Genomic DNA, 19,393 nt, shown 5'->3' with positions numbered 1-19,393 from the left:
TCGAGGGCCCGGTTTGAGGTGCCTTAGGCCTACCGCCGGCGCGGTCGGCGGGCAAGAATGGGCACTATGCAACTTCCCGTGATGCCGCCTGTCCCGCCCATGCTCGCCAAATCCGTCAGCGGAATTGGTGGTATCCCGGCGGGGCGTGCCCTGAGTTACGAGCCCAAATGGGACGGTTTCCGGTCCATTATTTTCCGCGACGGGGACGACGTGGAGATCGGCAGCCGGAATGAGAAACCCATGACCCGGTACTTCCCCGAGCTGGTTGAAGCTTTGAAGGAGAACCTTCCGCCGCGGTGTGTGCTGGACGGCGAGATCGTGCTCGTGGGCGCTTCCGGGGACCGGCTGGATTTTGACGCCCTCCAGCAGCGCATCCACCCGGCGGCCAGCCGCGTCAAGCTCCTGGCGGCACAGACCCCGGCCAAGTTCGTGGCGTTCGACCTGCTGGCCCTCGGCGACGACGATTACATGGACCGGCCCTTCGCTGAGCGGCGCACTGCTTTGGAGAAGGCGCTCGCGGCCAGCCGGGCTCCTGTCCATCTCACCGCCGCCACGCAGGACAAAGACCTGGCGGAACAGTGGTTCCGGCAGTTTGAGGGCGCAGGCCTGGACGGGATCGTGGCCAAGCCTCTGGACGGCCGGTACCAGCCGGACAAGCGCGTGATGTTCAAGGTCAAGCATGAACGCACGGCGGACTGTGTGGTGGCTGGCTACCGGGTCCACAAGAATGGGGAGGACGCGATCGGTTCACTCCTGCTGGGCCTGTACAAGGACGACGGCGCCCTGGCCAGTGTGGGCGTTATTGGCGCCTTTCCGATGAAGCGCCGCCAGGAACTGTTCAAGGAGCTTCAGCCGCTGGTGACCGATTTCGACGGGCACCCCTGGGCGTGGGCCAAGCAGGCGGAAGGCGAACGCACGCCGCGGAACGCCGAGGGCAGCCGCTGGAGCGCAGGCAAGGATCTGTCCTTTGTGCCGCTCCGCCCCGAGCTGGTGGTGGAGGTCAGGTACGACCATATGGAGGGCGACCGGTTCCGCCACACCGCGCAGTTCAACCGTTGGCGCCCGGACCGGAATCCCGAGTCATGCACTTACGAGCAGCTTGAAGAGCCGGTCAACTTCGATCTGGAGTCCGTCTTGGAGACCGGCCGGCCATAAGAGTACTGGCCATATTCCACTCAGGCACGGGCGTGCAGGAACCGCTCCAAGCCGTTCTCTCCCAGGGACAGATCGGTGTGGTGGAAGTCCGGGGAGTGACAGGAAGCATTACCCGGAGCTGCGTGCGGCCGGTGCGTGTGTAATTGCAGCTGGGGCCTTAGTTCTTGAGGCCAATGTGGTGCTTCCCAGTCCTGGTGTTCACTTTTGTAGTGGCGCCCGGAGGGTGAGATCCAGCCCGGCGGTTCATTCTTTGTGGCCGGTGTGGGTTTCCAGCCGCTGGTGTGTCTGAGTCGATGGTGTTTGGGACAGGGTTGGCCGAGGTTGCTGATCCCGGTGGTTCCGCCGTGATGCCAGGCGAGGAGGTGGTCTGCTTCATTGTCCAGCGAGTGGTTGCTGCAGCCGGGGAACGGACACTTGCCGTCCCTCATCCGCCGCCAGTTCCGCATCGCTTTGGTGAGCCGGTAACTCGTGCGGCCGATCTCCAGAGGTGCTCCATCCCGCGGATCCACCAGCACACGGTAGAAGGAGTCGGCACCATTTGCGACCAGGTCCCTGGCCATCGAGGCGGGGATGGGGCCATATCCGTCCAGCATGGCCGGCTCGTCCGTGACCCCCAGCAGGGAAAACACCGGCACAGTGACCAACACCTGCGCCCGGGGCGTCGGGACGTGTCCGGGGGCCATTTCTTGGTCATTCCCGCTGCTCTCGCCGTCCCCGCTGCTCCCGCGGTTTCCGCTGCTGAGGAGTGCGGATGCGAGCACGTCGGCCCGCATCTGGGTGAGGGTTCGGGTTTCGGCTGGCCCCTGCAGGCTGCGGGAAATGGCTGTGATCCGGTTCCAGATTCCGCTGGCCTCGGTTGCCGGAAGGTAGGCGGAGAGCCAGGCCATGCCGTTTCTCGATGCTCTCCTTGTGGTGGCGTTAGCGCCAGGTTCGCGCCTTGGCGCGGAACCGGGAGGCGGGCATTTCGCCCACGGGGCAGCCGCGGGCCGCGTCTAGGGCGTCCGGATCCAGGAAGTGCGCTTCCAGCGAGGCGGCGCCGGCGGGATCAAGACAGGCAGATTCATCGACCATTGCCCTGGCGTGCTGCCAGGAAATGGTTCCGAGCTGCAACGCTGTGAGGGTGAGCGGCAACGCCGTAATGAGTTGCTCGGCTTGGGACAACAATGCACCAGCGGCACGGGAACCAACGGTCAGCACGCAGGCGATCTCGGCGGTCACAGCCATCTCCTGCGCTGTGGCATCCTGTGGCGACTCCGCCGGCCCAGCGATCGCCTTGGTGGTATCAGCGAATGTCGCAGCAGCGTGGGCCTTTAGAGCCGCCATTTGCGCCTCTGTCCGCCTCGCCCCGTCAAGGATGTCCAGGCATCCATCGGCCATCAGGCGGAGCGGATCGGCACCCGAGGAAGCAGCGGGATCAGCATCCATTACTAACGCAGTCAGCGTGGCAATGGCGGCGTCGATTGCCGCAAACGCCTTCACCACTGCTCCACTTTCCATGTCTCTATCATCTTGCGAGGGTCTGACATTTTAGGATTTGGGCAAGTGCGGCGCCCGCAGCGGCGTCCCAGCCAGCCGATGGCCGTCGAACGTTCGTGCCCCCTACTGGCCACGCCCCGCCGTTGGGCGCCTGCGCCCTCTTGGCCAGCGACGGGGCCGGACGTTCCAGGCCCGAACCCCTAACGCGCCGAAAGCCCGGCGCGTCATCGGGACACGCCGGGCTTTCGAATACCAAGCGGGCAGCAGCCGTAAAAGCGCCGACGCCGGATGCCTTACTTCAGGCCGAGCTGCTTCGTGGGGACCCTGAAGGTTTCCCTGGCCGTGAGGGCTGAGGTGGCCGCCACCACGCAGATGACTGCGGTGAAGATGCTGATCTGGACCCAGCCGCCGGGCTTGATCCCGCCCATTGCTGCCACGATTGCCGGCGCAAAACCTGCCATCAGGAAGCCAAGCTGGGTGCCGATGGCCAGGCCCGAGAAGCGGACTTTGGTGCTGAACATCTCGGCGTAGAAAGACGGCCAGACAGCGTTGGAAGCAGCATAGCCGCAGGAGAAGAACCCGATGGCAGCGAGGAACATCAGGGGAACGCTGCCGGATTCCAGGCTGAGCAGGAAAACGGGCGTCAGTACGGCACTGGAAAGGGCGCCGTAGATGAAGATTGGCTTGCGGCCAATCCGGTCGGCGAGCATTCCGAACACCGGCTGGGTTCCCAGGGCCACCAGGTTGGCGCCCACCACCAGCCAGAGCGTGGTGGTCCCGTCAACACCGGCGACGGTTTTTGCGTAGCTGATGGCGAGGGTGCCGAACACGGTGGAAACGGCAGCGATGAAGGCGCAGCAGACAACGCGCAGCACGTCGCGCCAGTGGGATTTGAGGAGATCGGCCACAGGAAGCTTGGAGATTTGGGCGGTCTTCTGGGCCTCTTCGAAGGCGGGCGGTTCGTGCAGGGTGCGGCGGATGAAGAATGCCACCAGAACCACCACGGCGCTCAGCCAGAACGGGACGCGCCAGCCGATGCCGTACTTGATCTCATCAGGAAGGGCCAGGACCGGGATAAAGACGAGGGCGGCGAGGATCTGGCCGCCCTGGGTGCCGGTAAGGGTCCAGGAGGTAAAGAACGAGCGGCGGTTGTCCGGCGCGTGTTCCAAGGTCATGGACGAGGCGCCTGCCTGCTCGCCGGCTGCCGAGAGGCCCTGGCAGAGCCGCGCCAGCACCAGCAGCGCCGGTGCCCACCAGCCAACGGTGTTGAAGTCGGGCAGGCAGCCGATCAGGAAAGTGGAGGCGCCCATCAGCACCAGGGTGAACATCAGCACTTTCTGCCGGCCCACCCTGTCACCGAAGTGCCCCAGGATCACCGCGCCCACGGGACGCGCCACGTAGGCAAACCCGAAGGTGGCGAAGGACATGATGGCTGCGTTGGCATCGGCGCTGGGGAAGAAGACCGTGGGAAAAATCAGGGCGGCCGCCGAGCCGAAGATGAAGAAGTCGTAATACTCGACGGCGCTGCCCAGGAAGCTGGCGACGGCGGCCTTCTTCGGTGTCCCGGCCGGGGCGACGGTGCCCGGCTCCGCGGACGGAAGTGTCTGGCTCATGGAGTTCCTTTTGTGTGACGACATTGTCTGGGATGGACCTGGAGGGTCGCAGCCGCCGCTGCCTGGGTGATGGCGCGAGTGCGGGGTGTGGCTGGATCCACTGAAGGACCCGGACTAGTAGCCACATGGTGGGAGCTACTTGTGCGATACAGCAATGATGGCTGTGAGGGTGGTCACCTGTCAAGAAAATAATCACCATCTAGAAATAGTTGCCACGATGTGGGAGCATCGACTTATGAGTGTGAACCAAACCACAGCTGCCTACGGCTCCTCCGCTAATGCCCAGCCCGCTGGCGCGCAACCCGCCGGCGCACAGTCCGCTGATGCACAGTCCGCTGACGCCCAAGCCACTGACGCCAAGGGAGCGGCAGCCAAGGGGCCAGACCGGACAGACATGGTGGGCAAAGCGCTGGGCCTGCTGGTGCTCCTGGGGGATGAGCCCCGCGGGGCCAGTGCCGCAGAGATCTCGCGCCGTGCCGAGCTGCCCTTCAGCACCACGTACCGGTTGCTGGGTTCGTTGACCCGGGACGGTTTTGTGGATTATGAACCGGATGGCCGCCGCTACCACCTGGGCCTGCGGATCTTCCAGCTGGGCCAGCGGGTGTCCAACCACCATGGCTTCGCCGGCACCGCCCTGCCTGTCCTGCGCCGCGTGACGGAACAGACCGGCGAGGCCACCATCCTCAGTGTCAGGGACGGCCACCACCACCTGACCGTCAACAAGGTGGACGGCCCGCAGATGTTCCGCGTTACCAGCGATCCTGGCCACCTCGGTGCCCTGCATACCACCGCTGTGGGCAAGGCGCTGGTGGCTTTTGCCGAAGACTCCGAGCGCGAAAAGCTGCTGCAGGAGCTGGAACTCGAGCCACTCACCGAGCATTCCATTACCGACCGTGCAGCCTTCCGTGCCGAAATCGAGCAGGTCCGGCGCCAGGGCTACGCGGTCATGGATGAGGAGAATGAAATCGGCATGCGGGCTGTGGCTGTTCCCCTCCTGAACGGACAGGGCCATGCTTTCGCATCCCTGGCCACCGCCGTGCCGGTTTTCCGCCTTGAGCTCGGTGCCTTGCTCGCCCACGTGCAGCTGTTACAGGATGCGGCAGCTGAGCTCTCGGCCCGGTTGCCCCAAAGATGAGCGGCAATTCGGCAAGGCCGGAATGCCCGACGACGGACCGCCGCCACAAGCCTTTGTTCGTATGTAGAACAAGCGTGCGAGAAGTGAACAAGTGCTGTACTGTAATCCCTACCTGGTCCGTAGCGTCCGCCTTGAGCCACGCTGCCCGCCCGGTGCCGTATCGAAGGAGCTGCCCGGATGAGTAATCGAACTGAGTCCTACCTTGTGGGACTGGTCGGCGATGGCGTGATGCCATCACTCACTCCCCACATGCACGAACGCGAAGGTGACGTGCAGGGCCTGCGCTACCTTTACCGGCCCATCGATCTCCTCGAAATCAAGGAGCCGGCAGAATCCGTCGGTGACCTGCTGAAGAGCGCCCGCAGCCTGGGTTTCAACGGATTGAACATCACCCACCCATGCAAGCAGCTGGTCCTGCAGCACCTGGACGAGGTTTCCCAGGATGCCCGCAGGCTGGGCGCCGTCAACACCGTGGTGATTGAGGACGGCCGGTTCGTTGGCCACAACACGGACTTCTCCGGCTTCGCCGCCGCCCTTGCCTCCGGCCTGCCCGGCGCCGGGCTGGACCGCGTGGTCCAGCTCGGAGCAGGCGGCGCCGGTTCCGCCGTCGCCTATGCCCTGCTCACCGCCGGAGTGCGGCAGCTGGACCTGGTGGACATGGACCCTGCCCGGGGCGCGGCCCGCGCCGCCCAGCTGGCCGGCTTCTTCCCCGACCGCACCGTGACAGCACGGACGACGGCGGAGCTGCCGCAGCTGATGTTGCTGGCCGACGGCCTGGTGCACTGCACCCCCGTGGGGATGGCAGCCCACCCGGGAGTGCCCCTGGACCTTGACCTGCTGGAACCCCGGCACTGGGTGGCGGACATCGTCTACCGTCCCATCGACACGGAGCTGGTGCTGGCTGCCCGGGCCAAGGGCTGCGAGGTCCTGGACGGCGGGCGCATGGCCGTGGGGCAGGCAGCTGACGCCTTCCGGATCTTCACCGGCCTGGAACCTGACGCCGGGCGGATGCGTTCGCACTTCCTGGAGCTTGTTGCCGCCGAAGAGGTGGCCGCCTGATGCGCACCGGAATTGCCACCGTCTGCCTCTCCGGCACCCTGAAGGAAAAGATGCAGGCCTGCGCCATCGCCGGCTTCGACGGGATCGAAGTCTTTGAGCAGGACCTCGTCACGTCTTCCCTTCCGCCCGAGGACATCCACAAGATGGCAGCGGACCTTGGTCTCACGCTGGACCTCTATCAGCCGTTCCGGGACTTCGACAGCGTTCCTGACGAGCTGCTGGCCGCCAACCTCCGCCGCGCCGAAGCCAAATTCAGGCTCATGTCCAGGCTGGGTATGGACACTATCCTGGTCTGCTCCAACGTGGCCACCGCCAGCATCGACAGCGACGAGCTCCGCGCAGAGCAGCTGGGCCGGCTGGCTGAACTCGCCGGGGAGTACGGGGTCAATGTTGCCTACGAAGCGCTCGCCTGGGGCAAGTACGTCAACGACTACGAGCACGCCCACCGGCTCGTGGAGGCCGTGGACCACCCCAACCTGGGCACGTGCCTGGACTCCTTCCACATCCTGTCCCGCAGCTGGGACACCGCTCCCATCGAGGCCTTCAACCCCGAGAAGATTTTCTTCGTTCAGGTGGCCGATGCCCCCAAGCTGTCCCTGGACGTGCTTTCCTGGAGCCGGCACTACCGCGTGTTCCCCGGTGAAGGCCAGTTCGAGCTCGCCAAGTTCATGGGCCACGTGGTCCGTGCCGGGTACGCGGGCCCGGTTTCCCTGGAAGTCTTTAACGACGTCTTCCGCCAGTCCAGCGTTGACCGCACAGCCGTGGACGCCATGCGCTCGCTGATCTGGCTGGAGGAGCAGAGCGCCACGTGGCTTGCCGGCACCTCCGCCGAAGGCGCGGCGGGCAGTGCTCCTGGCTCCCGCCGTCGTTATCCCATGGAACTGGCCACGCTGCCCAAGGTGAGCGAACCGGCCGGATTCAACTTCGCCGAGGTCAAGGCCGAGGACACCGTCCAGCTGGAGAAGCTCCTGGGGCAGCTCGGCTTCGAATTCAACGGACGGCACCGCACCAAGGACGTCCAGCTCTGGACCATGGGCCAGGCCCGCGTGATCATTAACGAGCAGGCGGCGGCGCACTCGGAACCGGCTATCGCCGCGTTGGGGTTCGACGTCGATTCGCCCCTGATTGCCTCCGCCCGGGCACAGCAACTCAAGGCGCCGGTGGTGGCCCGGAAGGTGCAGGCCGACGAGGAAGTCTTCCAGGGCATCTCCGCGCCGGACTCCACCGAGATCTTCCTCTGCCAGGGCAGCCCGGACGGCACAGCAGCCTGGACTGCTGAATTTGGCCAGGCGAACGAATTTGGCCAGGCGCCCGAGTCTGGAGGCGGCCTGGAACACCCTTCCCTGCCGGACGGCGCCACCGCTCATGCCGTCATTGACCACGTGAACCTTGCCCAGCCGTGGCAGCACTTCGACGAAGCCGTTCTCTTCTACACCAGCGCACTGGCCCTGGAACCGCAGCCCTTCGCCGAAGTTCCGAGCCCCAGCGGGCTGGTCCGCTCGCAGGTCATGCAGACTTCCGACGGCGCCGTGCGGCTCGTGCTGAATCTCGCACCCGTGCAGCAAACCCAGAGCGGGATCCGAAAAACGTACCAGGAACACATCGCCTTCGCCGTGGACGACCTCGTGGCAGCGGCGCGGTCCGCCCGGGACCGGGGCCTTGAGTTCCTGCAGATTCCGGCCAACTATTACGAGGACCTGGACGCCCGGTTCGGCCTTGAACCGACATTCCTGGCCACTCTTCAGGAACTCAACCTCCTGTATGACCGGGACGCCGACGGGGAATTCCTCCATTTCTACACCGCCACCGTAGGCAGTGTGTTCTTCGAAATGGTGGAACGCCGGGGCAACTACGGCGGCTACGGGGCGCCCAACGCTCCGGTGCGGCACGCCGTCCAGTACGACTCACTCCAACGCTTTTGAACCCTCCGCAAGAACCACCCACCCGAAAGGAGCCAGCCGTGCCGCAAGAAGCCAACCAGCTTGGGACCGACGAGCTCGTACCGCACGCAGAACCCCATGCCGCGCACCTGCCCCTGGACCGCGCCATCGAAACCCAGGCCGACCTCAGTGCGGAGATCAACGCCATCAGCGACGCATACGCGCGGAAGCTGAAAGAGGGCACCCCGGCCGAAACGCAGCCACGGCTGGACTACCCGCCGTACCGCAGCAGTATCCTGCGCCATCCCACCAAAAGCCTGCACCACGCGGACCCGGAGACCATCGAGCTGTACTCGCCGGCCTTCGGGCACCAGGACGTACACCAGCTCGAATCGGACCTGACCATCCAGCACAATGGCGAACCCCAGGGCGAGCGGATCATTGTGCAGGGGAAAGTGCTGGACGGCGACGGCCGCCCCGTGGCGGGCCAGCTCGTGGAAATCTGGCAGGCCAACGCATCCGGCCGCTATATCCACAAGCGGGACCAGCACCCCGCGCCCCTGGACCCCAACTTCACCGGCATTGGCCGCTGCATCACGGGTCCGGATGGTTCCTACCGGTTCATCACCATCAAGCCCGGTGCCTATCCCTGGAAGAACCACCTCAACGCGTGGCGCCCGGCCCACATCCACTTCTCGATGTTCGGCACAGAGTTCACCCAGCGCATTGTCACCCAGATGTACTTCCCGGGCGACCAGCTGTTCCCGCTGGACCCCATCTATCAGTCGATTGTGGACCAGGACGCCCGGGACCGCCTGGTGGCCAGCTACGACCACAGCCTCACCGAGCCCGAATGGGCGCTGGGCTACAACTGGGACATCGTCCTGACAGGATCCAAACGGACCTGGACTGAAAACGAGGCGTTCGGCGCGGCCGGAGATGAGGAATAACGTGAACACGACTCCCAAGCTTGTGGCCACCCCCGGCCAGACCGTCGGGCCCTTCTACGGCTACGCCCTGCCCTACGAGAAGGACAACGAACTCCTTGCCCCGGGCTCCCCTGGTTCCATCCGGCTCCAAGGCACGGTGTACGACGGCGCCGGGGAGACTGTCCCGGACGCCATCCTGGAGATCTGGCAACCCGACGCCGACGGCAAAATCGTGCAGCGCACCGGCTCGCTGGTCCGCGACGGCTACACCTTCACCGGCTGGGGCCGCGCTGCCGTGGGCTACTCCGGCGTGTACACCTTCACCACCGTCAACCCCGGTCCCACCGAGGCGGGCGCCGCACCGTTCATCGCGGTGGCAGTTTTCGCCCGCGGCCTGATGAACCGTCTTTTCACGCGCATCTACCTTCCGGAAAACGAGGAAGCCCTGGCCGCCGACCCGCTGCTCAGCTCCCTTGAGCCGCACCGCCGCAAGACCCTCATCGCCCGCCGGGACCCCGACGGCGGGCTCACCTGGGACGTCCGCCTGCAGGGTGAGGGCGAAACAGTGTTCCTGGACTTCCAGTGACAGACCTCCCGGCGACTCACGTTCCAGTGGCCAATTCTCCAGTGGTTAATACTCCGGTGACCGGAGCTGGCCACTTCAGCACCGCTGACGGCGACGTCGGCCTGCTGAGTCCTGTTTCGGCATCGCCACTGGTGGCGGCGCTGACCGGGGACAGGGCGGTGCTGGGCGCCATCCTCGCCGTCGAAGCCGGCTGGGCCGCCGTGCTGGAAAAGGCGGGCCTGGCGCCGGCCGGTTCCGCCGCCGTCGTGGTTTCCGCTGCGGACGCTCGACGGTACGACGTGGCGGACATCGCCCGCCGTGCCCAGGGCGGCGGCAACCCGGTGATCCCGCTGCTGGCAGACCTCCGGAAGAATGTTCAGGCGCTGGACAGCGCCGGTATCGGCGCCACAACGGCAGTGCATACGTCACTGACCAGCCAGGACGTGCTGGACACCGCCCTCATGCTGGTGGCCCGGCACACCGTGCAGGCGGTGCTCGGCGACCTGAAACGCACGGCGGCGGCGCTCGCCGCCCTGGCGGAACAGCATGCGGAAACGCTGTGCGTGGGCAGGAGCCTGACGCAGCACTCCCTTCCTTTTACCTTTGGGCTGCGGGCAGCCCAGTGGTTCCACGGTGTGGCCGCCGCGGGCCGGCACCTGGAGAGCCTGGAGCTGCCTGTGCAGTTCGGGGGAGCGGCGGGAACGCTCGCCGCTGGCACAGCCCTCACCTCCGGTACGGTTTCCACCCCCTTCACGCTGGCGGATCGCCTGGCCACCCAGCTGGGTCTGGCGGCAGCACCCGCGCCCTGGCACACCAACCGGCTGGCCGTCACGTCACTGGGCAACGCACTGGCCTCAGTACTGGACGCGTGCGGCAAGATCGCCGCGGACGTCCTGTTCCTGAGCCGTCCGGAGGTTGCCGAGCTCGCCGAGCCTGTGGCGGCCGGTCGCGGGGTTTCTTCGGCGATGCCGCACAAGCAGAACCCGGTCCTCTCGGTCCTGGTCCGCAGCGCCGCACTCCAGGCTCCCGGTCTCGCCGCTCAACTGCACGTGGCCGCGGCCAACTTCAACGACGAACGCCCTGACGGCGCATGGCACAGCGAATGGCCCGCACTCCGCCAGCTGTTGGCCCTTTCCCTTGGCGCGGCCGGGCAAATCGGCGAGCTGGTCGAAGGCCTCCGCACCTACCCCGACGCCATGCGCCGCAACCTTGACCTCGCCGGCCCCTTGGTGCTGGCCGAAGGAGTGGCCGCCGCCGTGGCACCGCTGCTCAAGGACGCGGACGGGCAGGAGGGCGGCCGTTCCGGCAAGCAGCAACTGCAGACCCTGGTGGACCGCACGCTTGAGGTGCCCGCTGCGGAACAGGGTGCCACCTACCGACGGCTCCTTCGTGAAGCCGTCCCGGCTAACCTGCTCCCGGATGACAAGCTGGCGGAGCTCCTGGATCCTGCGAACTACCTGGGGCAGGCCAGCACGATCTCCGGCCGAATCCTCGCCGCCTTCCCGGACTTTGCTGGCCGGGACAACTCCTTTCTGAAGACCACGTCATCCGCTCACATCGACGCGAACGGAGCCAACCATGGCTAAACCGACTCTGAAAGCAGTCCTGCTTTCACCTCAGCGCCCCCTCGGCGGCCACCCCCTCCTGGTGCTGGGGCCTTCCCTCGGCACCTCCACCGTCCTCTGGAATGAGGCCGCGTCGATCCTGGGTAAAGACTTCGACGTGGTGGCCTGGGACCTGCCCGGCCATGGGGTGTCACCGGCAGTTACGGAAGGGTTCGACATCGCGGGCCTTGCCGATGCCGTGGTGGAGCTCGTTGACTCGATCGCCCCGGGTGAAGCCTTCCACTACGCCGGTGTTTCCCTCGGCGGAGCCACCGGGCTGCAGCTCGGCATCAAACACGGCGAGCGGCTTAAGAGCCTGTCCGTCCTGTGTACCGGTGCCAAGCTGGGCACACCCGACGGGTGGCTGGAACGCGCCGAGACCGTGCGGAAGCAGGGCACGCCCGTCATGATCCAGGGATCCGCGGAACGCTGGTTTGCGCCGGGCTTTATGGATCGCGAACCGGAGCGCAGCAGCAGGCTCCTGCACGCCCTCCGGGATGCCGACCGTTTCAGTTACGCCTTCTGCTGTGAGGCCTTGGCAGAGTACGACGTCCGGGCAGAACTGGGCAGTATTTCCGTCCCCACGCAGGCCGTCGCCGGTGCCCTGGACGGTGTGGCCCCGCCGTCGTTGGTTCAGGAGATCGCCGATGGCATCACCGCCGGCGGCGGAACGGCAAGCGCGGTGACCCTGGAGGGTGTGGCGCACCTGGCCCCCGCCGAGGCGCCCGCCCATGTTGCGGAACTGCTGCGCGGCCTCATGGCCTGGGCCGAAGCCCGCGGAGCAGCAAAATGAGCGGCACGGAAATGAACGGCGTGGAAGTGAACGGCACGGAAAAGGGTGTCCCCGAGCGAAACGGGGCCGTACAACCCGGTGCAACCAGCCAGGAGATTTACGACGCCGGCATGGTAGTCCGGCGCGAAGTCTTAGGTTCCGCGCATGTGGACCGGGCCAACGCGACAAAAGACGAGTTCACCGAAGACTTCCAGGACATGATCACGCGGATCGCGTGGGGTGGCATCTGGACCCGGCCGGGCCTCACCAGGCAGATGCGCTCCGCGGTGACTATCACCGCCATGGTGGCGCACGGGCACTGGGACGAGCTGGCCATGCATATCTGCGCAGCCATCACCAACGGCCTGAGCCGGGATGAGATCAAGGAAATCCTGCTCCAGACCGCGATCTACTGCGGGGTCCCTTCTGCCAACACGGCGTTCAAGACAGCCCAGCAGGTCTTCCATGAAATGGACAGCACCGCAATGGACAGCACCGAAATGGACGCAAAAGAGTCCGACCAACCCACCACCCCCACCCCACCCAACTAGGTCGCGCTAACTGTCGTTTTGAGCCCTCATAACGACACTTAGTGCTACCCAGTTGGGAACCCCAGACAGAATCAGAGGAACATCATGAATCAGGCCTTTGTGTACGACGCCGTGCGCACGCCGTTCGGGAAGTTCGGCTCCGGCCTCGCCGCCGTCCGCCCGGATGACCTTGCTGCCCACGTCATCACCGAATCCGTGAAGCGGGCGCCGAAGCTGGATCCCGAGCGGATCGACGAGGTGGTGTTCGGCAACGCCAACGGCGCCGGCGAGGAAAACCGCAACATCGCGCGGATGGGCACGCTTTTGGCCGGGCTGCCGGTGTCCATCCCCGGCACCACCGTCAACCGGCTCTGCGGGTCCTCCCTGGATGCCGCGATCATCGCCTCCCGCCAGATCAATGCAGGCGACGCGGAACTGATGCTGGTGGGCGGTGCCGAGTCGATGTCCCGGGCGCCCTGGGTGCTGCCCAAGACGGACAAGCCCTACCCGGCCGGCGACATGACCCTGGCCTCCACCACCCTGGGCTGGCGCCTGGTCAACAAGGCGATGCCCAAGGACTGGACCATCTCGCTGGGCGAGGCCACCGAGCGGCTGCGTGAAAAGTACGGTGTGACCCGTGAGCAGCAGGACGAATTTGCCGCGGACTCGCACAACCTCTCCGCCGCGGCCTGGGATGAAGGCTTTTACGACAACCTGGTGGCTCCGGTTCCCGGGACGGACCTGGTCCGGGACGAAGGCATCCGCGCGGGCTCTTCGGCGGAGAAACTTGCCGGGCTGAAGACGGTCTTCCGGGCCGAAAACGGCACCGTCACCGCCGGGAACGCGTCCCCACTGTCCGACGGCGCCTCCGCGGCGTGGATCGGCTCCGAAAGTGCCGCCGGGCTGCTCGGGCTGGAACCGCTGTCCCGGATCGCCGGCCGCGGCGCGCACGCCAACGATCCCCAGTTCTTTGGCTACGCCCCGGTGGAGGCGGCGAACAAGGCCCTCGCGAAGGCGGGCATCGGCTGGGACCAGGTGGGCGCCGTCGAACTTAACGAAGCGTTTGCCGCGCAGTCCCTGGCATGCCTGAACGCCTGGGGGATTGACCACTCAATCGTGAACCGGCACGGCGGCGCGATTGCGATGGGCCACCCGCTGGGAGCCTCGGGCACGCGCATCCTGGGCACGCTCGCGCGCAGCCTGCAGGCCTCGGGGGAGCGCTGGGGTGTGGCGGCCATCTGCATCGGCGTCGGCCAGGGCCTGGCAGTGGTGCTGGAGAACGTGTCAGCCGGAGTGAAGGGTTAGGACAATGCTGAATTTTGTTGATTCCGTGGCCGAGGCCGTTGCCGGCGTCAAGGACGGTTCCACCGTCATGATCGGCGGCTTCGGCAACGCCGGGCAGCCGTTTGAGCTGATCGATGCGCTGCTGGACTGCGGCGCCAAGGACTTGACCGTGGTGAACAACAACGCCGGCCAAGGCGACCAGGGTTTGGCGCTGCTGATCAAGGAAGGCCGGGTGAAAAAGATGATCTGCTCCTTCCCGCGGCAATCCGACTCCTGGCATTTCGACGCCAAGTACAAGGCCGGGGAGATCGAGCTGGAGCTGGTACCGCAGGGCAACCTCGCCGAACGCATCCGCGCCGCCGGCGCGGGCATCGGCGGGTTCTTCACCCCCACCGGATACGGCACCATGCTGGCCGAGGGCAAGGAAACCCGGATCATCGACGGCCGCGGCCAGGTCTTCGAGACACCCATCCACGCCGACGTCGCACTGATCAAGGCGCTCAAGGCCGACGGCAAGGGCAACCTCGTGTACCGCAAGACGGCCCGGAACTTCGGCCCCATCATGGCCGCCGCGGCGAAGCACACCATCGTCCAGGTCGCCGAGATCGTCCCCACCGGAGGATTGGACCCGGAGAACGTGGTGACCCCGGGAATCTACGTCAACACCGTCGTCCGCGTGGCCACAGGCACAACATCCGGCGGCACTTCAGAGAAGGCGGCCTGACATGAGCACCGCAACGTCCCTCCAGACCTCGGCAACGCCCCTGGGCCGTGACGACCTCGCACGGCTCGTGGCCAAGGACATCAAGCCCGGCTCGTTCGTGAACCTTGGCATCGGCCAGCCCACGCTGGTGTCCAACTACCTCACCGAGGACCAGGACATCACCCTGCACACGGAGAACGGCATGCTGGGCATGGGCCCCGAAGCCACAGGGGACCAGATCGACGGCGACCTCATCAACGCCGGCAAGATCCCCGTCACCGAGCTCCCGGGTGCGTCCTACTTCCACCATGCCGACTCGTTCGCGATCATGCGCGGCGGGCACCTGGACATCTGCGTCCTGGGAGCGTTTCAGGTTTCCGCTACCGGGGACCTCGCGAACTGGCACACGGGTGCACCGGACGCCATTCCTGCCGTGGGCGGAGCGATGGACCTGGCCACAGGCGCAAAGGACGTCTTTGTGATGATGACGCTCCTGACCCGCGAGGGGGCATCCAAGATCGTGGAAGCGTGCACCTACCCGCTCACAGGGGTGGGCTGCGTGACCCGTGTCTACACCGACAAGGCCGTATTCCTGACCGGCCCCGAAGGAGTCACCGTCCGCGAAACCTTCGGCTGCACCCTCGAAGAACTCCAGGAACTGGTGCCTGTCCCGCTCAAAGCAGCCCCCGCCGTCGCACCCTAACCCCCCACCCCTGCGCGAACTGGCAGCAGATCCCCTCAAATCCGGCTTTTGAGGGCATTAGCTGCCAGTTCGCGCCAATAGGATTGGTAACCATGACCGAAGCACCAGCCGCCACGCAGGCCGCTCCGCAGGCGAGTGACCAGTACGTGCAGTCGCTGGCGCGCGGGCTGGCCGTGATCCGGGCGTTCGACGGGGACCACCCGGTCATGACCCTCACCGAGGTGGCTGCCCGTACCGACCTCACCAGGGCCACCGCCCGGCGGTTCCTGCACACGCTCGTGGAGCTCGGCTACGTCAGGACCGACGGCAAGACGTTCGCCCTCACGGCCAAGGTCCTCCAGCTCGGCTACGCGTATCTTTCGGGGTTGTCCCTGCCGCAGCTGGCCCAGCCGCACCTGGAGGAGCTGTCGCTCAAGCTGGGGGAGTCCACGTCCGCCGCTGTGCTGGACGGAACGGACATCGCGTACATCGCCCGGGTGACCACACGCCGGATCATGAATGTGGGCATCACCGTTGGCACCCGCTTCCCCGCTTACGCCACGTCAATGGGCAGGGTACTGCTGGCCGCGCTGCCGCCGGCTGAACTGAAGGCCTACCTGGCCGCAGCGGACATTAGGCCGCTCACCCCGCGCGCGCTGGGCACGGCCCGGGAACTCCTGGCTGAGCTGGAAACCGTCCGGGCCCAGGGCTGGTGCCTGCTGGACGAGGAGCTGGAACTGGGGCTCATGTCCGTGGCCGCGCCTGTCTATGACGGCCCCAGCAAGGTAGTAGCGGCGGTCAACGTGTCCCTGCAGGCCCAGTCGGTCGCGGCCAAACCGGACCGGGAGGCGTACCTGGCATCGGTGGCGCAGGAGATTGTGGCCACGGCCAAGCTGATCTCGGCGGACCTGTCAGCGAGGCAGTAGCCTGCCGCGAACTGGCAGCACACGCCCCCAAACGCCGAAACTGAGGGAATTAGCTGCCAGTTCGCGCGGGGGGCCATAGACTCTAGCCAACTACGTGCAGCAGTGCAGCTACGCGGAGCCCGCCTTGAATCACCCGACTCAGCGGCGGGACCAGCCACGCCGCACTGCGCACTCGTCAGTGAGGGGAGTCGGCGGTTGAAACTCGGCATACCGCGGGAAAGCCGCGAAGGTGAGCGGCGGGTGGCCGCCACCCCGGAAACAGTCAAGCAGCTGGCCGGGCTCGGCCTTGAGGTGCTGGTCGAATCGATGGCAGGCGCTTTGGCCGGCTATAGCGACCAGGAGTACCAGCAGGCCGGGGCCCGGATCGTGGATCGCCTCGAAACCCCCGGCTTGGACGTCCTCGCCCACGTCCGCCCGCTGGAGACCGGAACAGCCAAGTCCCTGAAAAGGGGAGCAGTCACCATCGGCCTGGCAGCGCCGTCGTCCGAATTGGCCACGGTCCAGGCACTGGCTGCGGCGGGCGTGACGTCCTTTGCACTGGAACTGGTGCCCCGCATCTCCCGCGCCCAGTCCATGGATGCCCTCAGTTCCCAGGCCCTGGTGGCCGGATACCGCTGCGTGCTGGAGGCCGCCATCCGCCTGCCGCGGTTCTTCCCGCTGTACATGACCGCCGCCGGCACGGTCCCGCCGGCCCGAGTCCTGGTGCTCGGCGCCGGCGTGGCCGGGCTGCAGGCCATCGGCACCGCGAAAAGGCTCGGCGCCCGCGTCTCTGCCAATGACATCCGCCCCGCCTCGGCGGACGAAGTCGCCTCGATGGGCGGCACTTTCATCAAACTGGACCTGGAAACCGCGGAGACCTCAGGCGGCTATGCCCGGGAATTGAGCGCGGACCGGGGTGCGCTCCAGCGCGAACTCCTCGCCCCGCACGTCGCCCAGGCGGACGTCCTGATTACGACGGCGGCCGTCCCCGGCAGGCGCGCGCCCCTCCTGGTCAGCCGCGGGATGGTGCAGGGGATGCGCGCCGGCTCTGTGGTGGTGGACCTCGCCGCGGAATCCGGCGGCAACGTGGAGGGATGCGTTCCCGGCGAGGACATCCTGGTGCCCACCGCGGACGGGCAGGGCCACGTCACCCTGGTGGGACTGAAGGACGCGCCGTCCACCATGGCGTTCGACGCGTCCCGGCTTTACGCCAAGAACGTGGCCAACCTGCTCGCCCTGATGACGCGGGACGGCACAGTCGTACCAGATTTCGACGACGACGTGGTGGCGGGCGCCTGCCTCACGCACGACGGCGTGGTGGTCCACCCGCCGACGGCGGAAGCGCTCGCCGCGCCGGCAGCCGGATCCCAGCCACGCCAGGAAGGACGGCTCTAATGGACGGAATGAGCCTGCTGACGATTACCGTGCTGGCGGTGTTTGTCGGCTTCGAAGTGGTCTCCAAGGTCTCCAGCACCCTGCACACACCACTGATGTCCGGCGCCAACGCCATCCACGGCATCATCCTGGTGGGCGCCATCATCGTCGCCGGGCAGGCGACCGACGGCTGGGTGCTCGCGGTGGCGCTGCTCGCCGTGGTGCTGGCCACCGCCAACCTGGTGGGCGGCTTCGTGGTGACCGACCGGATGCTCCACATGTTCCACGGCAAAAAAGAGGTTGCCCGGACCGCGGCGAAGGCGGACAACAAGTGAACATCCTCGATCCGGTCTGGACCTCGCTCCTGTATCTCGTCGCCGCTGTTTTCTTTATCCTGGCGCTGCGGGGACTCAGTTCTCCGCGCACAGCCCGCCGGGGCAACCTGATCGGCGCGCTGGGTGCCCTGATCGGCGTCATCACGGTGTTCCTGTCCATGCGGCTGGACAACATCCCCTGGATTCTTGGATCCATTGCCGTTGGGACGGTGGTGGCTGCGCCGGTGGCCCGTGGCGTCAAGATGACGCAGATGCCGCAGCTGGTGGCCGCCTTCAACGGTGTGGGCGGCGGCGCCGCTGCGCTGGTTGCCCTGCTGGAACTCAGCCACTCAGAGGACCCGTGGGTACGGCTTGCCATTGTCTTTACGCTGCTGGTCGGGGCGGTCTCCTTTGCCGGGTCCGGAGTCACCTTCGCAAAGCTGCAGGAACTCATGACCACCCGGCCCGTGGTCTTTCCTGGCCTGCCCGTGGTCATGGCGGCGGTGCTGCTCGCCGCGGTGGGCGCCGCCGTCGCCATCGTCCTGACGGGATCGCTGGTGCTTGCCGTGCTGCTTATGCTCCTGGGACTGGTGGCCGGCGTGCTCCTGGTGCTGCCGGTGGGCGGCGCTGACGTGCCGATCGTCATCTCGCTGCTGAACGCCTTCACCGGCCTGGCGGTTGCGGCCTCCGGCATTGTGCTGGGCAACGTGCTCCTGGTAGTGGCGGGCACCCTGGTGGGCGCTTCCGGTACCATCCTGACCCGTGCCATGGCGGCGGCGATGGGCCGCAGCGTGGCCGGAATCCTGTTCGGGGCCTTCAAAGGAGGTTCGACGGCGGGGTCCACCGCCGTGAGCGAACGTCCCGTTCGGTCCTCCAGCCCGGAGGACGTGGCGGTGCTGCTGGGCTACGCACAGCGGGTGATCATTGTTCCGGGTTATGGCCTGGCGGTGGCGCAGGGCCAGCACACGGCCGCCGAACTGGCAACTGCCCTCGAAGCCCGCGGCATTGAAGTGGACTTCGCCATCCACCCCGTGGCCGGCCGGATGCCGGGGCATATGAATGTGCTCCTGGCCGAGGCCAACGTCCCGTACGAGTCGCTCAAGGAGATGGGCGAGATCAATTCCGAGTTCAGGACGGCGGACGTTGCCCTGGTGGTGGGCGCCAACGATGTGGTGAACCCGGCCGCGAAGACTTCCTCCGGCTCGCCCATCTACGGGATGCCCATTTTGGAGGTGGCCGACGCGCGGCAGGTGATTTTCCTGAAGCGTTCCATGCGGCCTGGGTTCGCCGGGATTGAAAACGAGCTGCTGTACGAGCCTCAGACCTCCCTGTTGTTCGGCGACGCCAAGGATTCCCTGGCCAAGGTGCTGGGCGCGGTGAAGGCGCTGTAGCCCGCTGACCGTAGGATCGACC

General features: G+C 66.4%; 17 protein-coding genes and 1 pseudogene. 16 read left to right on the top strand and 2 right to left on the bottom strand.

Annotated features, from left to right (window positions below; all coding sequences use genetic code 11):
- Positions 1–66 precede the first annotated feature (66 nt).
- Positions 67–1,155: an ATP-dependent DNA ligase gene (locus F8G81_RS22920; RefSeq protein ID WP_267276907.1), complete on the top strand. Its 1,089-nt coding sequence runs from the start codon at positions 67–69 to the stop codon at positions 1,153–1,155.
- Positions 1,156–1,175: 20 nt separating this feature from the next.
- On the opposite strand, the pseudogene F8G81_RS22915 reads toward F8G81_RS22920, so the two are convergent.
- Positions 1,176–2,652 (bottom strand): annotated as a pseudogene (locus F8G81_RS22915) (DUF222 domain-containing protein).
- Positions 2,653–2,924: 272 nt separating this feature from the next.
- Positions 2,925–4,244: an MFS transporter gene (locus F8G81_RS22910; RefSeq protein ID WP_267276906.1), complete on the bottom strand. Its 1,320-nt coding sequence runs from the start codon at positions 4,242–4,244 to the stop codon at positions 2,925–2,927.
- 394 nt (positions 4,245–4,638) lie between these two features.
- Between F8G81_RS22910 and F8G81_RS22905 the strand changes: the two genes are divergently transcribed.
- The 15 genes from F8G81_RS22905 (at position 4,639) to F8G81_RS22835 (ending at position 19,371) form a co-directional block, all read left to right on the top strand.
- Positions 4,639–5,379 carry an IclR family transcriptional regulator gene (locus tag F8G81_RS22905; protein WP_267279338.1) on the top strand — a complete coding sequence of 247 codons (741 nt, stop codon included), beginning with the start codon at positions 4,639–4,641 and terminating at the stop codon, positions 5,377–5,379.
- Positions 5,380–5,556: 177 nt separating this feature from the next.
- Entirely contained in the window at positions 5,557–6,438 is an 882-nt protein-coding gene (locus F8G81_RS22900; protein WP_267276905.1) for a shikimate dehydrogenase, read from the top strand.
- Positions 6,438–8,360 (top strand): bifunctional sugar phosphate isomerase/epimerase/4-hydroxyphenylpyruvate dioxygenase family protein, encoded by a 1,923-nt coding sequence (locus F8G81_RS22895; RefSeq protein ID WP_267276904.1) that lies wholly within the window; start codon positions 6,438–6,440, stop codon positions 8,358–8,360. The genes F8G81_RS22900 and F8G81_RS22895 overlap by 1 nt, the downstream gene beginning before the upstream one ends.
- A gap of 38 nt (positions 8,361–8,398) precedes the next feature.
- A complete protein-coding gene (pcaH, locus tag F8G81_RS22890) occupies positions 8,399–9,268 on the top strand; it encodes a protocatechuate 3,4-dioxygenase subunit beta (protein WP_267276903.1) in 870 nt (289 codons plus the stop codon).
- 1 nt (position 9,269) lies between these two features.
- Entirely contained in the window at positions 9,270–9,833 is a 564-nt protein-coding gene (gene pcaG, locus F8G81_RS22885) for a protocatechuate 3,4-dioxygenase subunit alpha (RefSeq protein ID WP_416377079.1), read from the top strand.
- Between the two features lie 56 nt (positions 9,834–9,889).
- Complete coding sequence (locus tag F8G81_RS22880) at positions 9,890–11,398, top strand: lyase family protein (RefSeq protein ID WP_267279337.1); 1,509 nt, start codon at positions 9,890–9,892, stop codon at positions 11,396–11,398.
- A complete protein-coding gene (locus tag F8G81_RS22875; RefSeq protein WP_267276901.1) occupies positions 11,391–12,209 on the top strand; it encodes an alpha/beta fold hydrolase in 819 nt (272 codons plus the stop codon). The genes F8G81_RS22880 and F8G81_RS22875 overlap by 8 nt, the downstream gene beginning before the upstream one ends.
- Positions 12,206–12,739 carry a 4-carboxymuconolactone decarboxylase gene (gene pcaC, locus F8G81_RS22870; RefSeq protein WP_267276900.1) on the top strand — a complete coding sequence of 178 codons (534 nt, stop codon included), beginning with the start codon at positions 12,206–12,208 and terminating at the stop codon, positions 12,737–12,739. The genes F8G81_RS22875 and pcaC overlap by 4 nt, the downstream gene beginning before the upstream one ends.
- A gap of 84 nt (positions 12,740–12,823) precedes the next feature.
- Positions 12,824–14,023, top strand: a complete 1,200-nt coding sequence (locus F8G81_RS22865) for a thiolase family protein (RefSeq protein WP_267276899.1) — start codon at positions 12,824–12,826, stop codon at positions 14,021–14,023.
- 4 nt (positions 14,024–14,027) lie between these two features.
- Positions 14,028–14,726: a 3-oxoacid CoA-transferase subunit A gene (locus F8G81_RS22860; protein WP_267276898.1), complete on the top strand. Its 699-nt coding sequence runs from the start codon at positions 14,028–14,030 to the stop codon at positions 14,724–14,726.
- A gap of 1 nt (position 14,727) precedes the next feature.
- Positions 14,728–15,408, top strand: a complete 681-nt coding sequence (locus F8G81_RS22855) for a 3-oxoacid CoA-transferase subunit B (protein ID WP_267276897.1) — start codon at positions 14,728–14,730, stop codon at positions 15,406–15,408.
- 92 nt (positions 15,409–15,500) lie between these two features.
- Positions 15,501–16,313 carry an IclR family transcriptional regulator domain-containing protein gene (locus F8G81_RS22850; protein ID WP_267276896.1) on the top strand — a complete coding sequence of 271 codons (813 nt, stop codon included), beginning with the start codon at positions 15,501–15,503 and terminating at the stop codon, positions 16,311–16,313.
- A 195-nt stretch (positions 16,314–16,508) separates the two neighbouring features.
- Positions 16,509–17,687 (top strand): Re/Si-specific NAD(P)(+) transhydrogenase subunit alpha, encoded by a 1,179-nt coding sequence (locus F8G81_RS22845; RefSeq protein ID WP_267276895.1) that lies wholly within the window; start codon positions 16,509–16,511, stop codon positions 17,685–17,687.
- Positions 17,687–18,001, top strand: a complete 315-nt coding sequence (locus F8G81_RS22840) for an NAD(P) transhydrogenase subunit alpha (RefSeq protein WP_267276894.1) — start codon at positions 17,687–17,689, stop codon at positions 17,999–18,001. Before F8G81_RS22845 ends, F8G81_RS22840 begins: the two co-directional genes overlap by 1 nt.
- Entirely contained in the window at positions 17,998–19,371 is a 1,374-nt protein-coding gene (locus F8G81_RS22835; RefSeq protein WP_267276893.1) for an NAD(P)(+) transhydrogenase (Re/Si-specific) subunit beta, read from the top strand. Before F8G81_RS22840 ends, F8G81_RS22835 begins: the two co-directional genes overlap by 4 nt.
- The last annotated feature ends 22 nt before the right edge of the window (positions 19,372–19,393 follow it).

It is taken from the genome of Arthrobacter sp. CDRTa11 (genome assembly GCF_026427775.1).
GTDB lineage: Bacteria > Actinomycetota > Actinomycetes > Actinomycetales > Micrococcaceae > Arthrobacter.
Note: the sequence above shows the minus strand (reverse complement) of the source record. Positions and strands in the feature narration are given on the sequence as shown.

Bases quoted from the DNA above. Each gene is read 5' to 3' on its own strand.
- F8G81_RS22840 (WP_267276894.1), top strand. From the start codon at position 17,687: ATGGACGGAATGAGCCTGCTGACGATTACCGTGCTGGCGGTGTTTGTC.
- pcaC (WP_267276900.1), top strand. From the start codon at position 12,206: ATGAGCGGCACGGAAATGAACGGCGTGGAAGTGAACGGCACGGAAAAG.
- F8G81_RS22865 (WP_267276899.1), top strand. From the start codon at position 12,824: ATGAATCAGGCCTTTGTGTACGACGCCGTGCGCACGCCGTTCGGGAAG.
- F8G81_RS22895 (WP_267276904.1), top strand. From the start codon at position 6,438: ATGCGCACCGGAATTGCCACCGTCTGCCTCTCCGGCACCCTGAAGGAA.
- F8G81_RS22905 (WP_267279338.1), top strand. From the start codon at position 4,639: ATGGTGGGCAAAGCGCTGGGCCTGCTGGTGCTCCTGGGGGATGAGCCC.
- F8G81_RS22910 (WP_267276906.1), bottom strand. From the start codon at position 4,244: ATGAGCCAGACACTTCCGTCCGCGGAGCCGGGCACCGTCGCCCCGGCC.
- F8G81_RS22855 (WP_267276897.1), top strand. From the start codon at position 14,728: ATGAGCACCGCAACGTCCCTCCAGACCTCGGCAACGCCCCTGGGCCGT.
- F8G81_RS22900 (WP_267276905.1), top strand. From the start codon at position 5,557: ATGAGTAATCGAACTGAGTCCTACCTTGTGGGACTGGTCGGCGATGGC.
- F8G81_RS22875 (WP_267276901.1), top strand. From the start codon at position 11,391: ATGGCTAAACCGACTCTGAAAGCAGTCCTGCTTTCACCTCAGCGCCCC.
- F8G81_RS22850 (WP_267276896.1), top strand. From the start codon at position 15,501: ATGACCGAAGCACCAGCCGCCACGCAGGCCGCTCCGCAGGCGAGTGAC.
- F8G81_RS22860 (WP_267276898.1), top strand. From the start codon at position 14,028: ATGCTGAATTTTGTTGATTCCGTGGCCGAGGCCGTTGCCGGCGTCAAG.
- F8G81_RS22920 (WP_267276907.1), top strand. From the start codon at position 67: ATGCAACTTCCCGTGATGCCGCCTGTCCCGCCCATGCTCGCCAAATCC.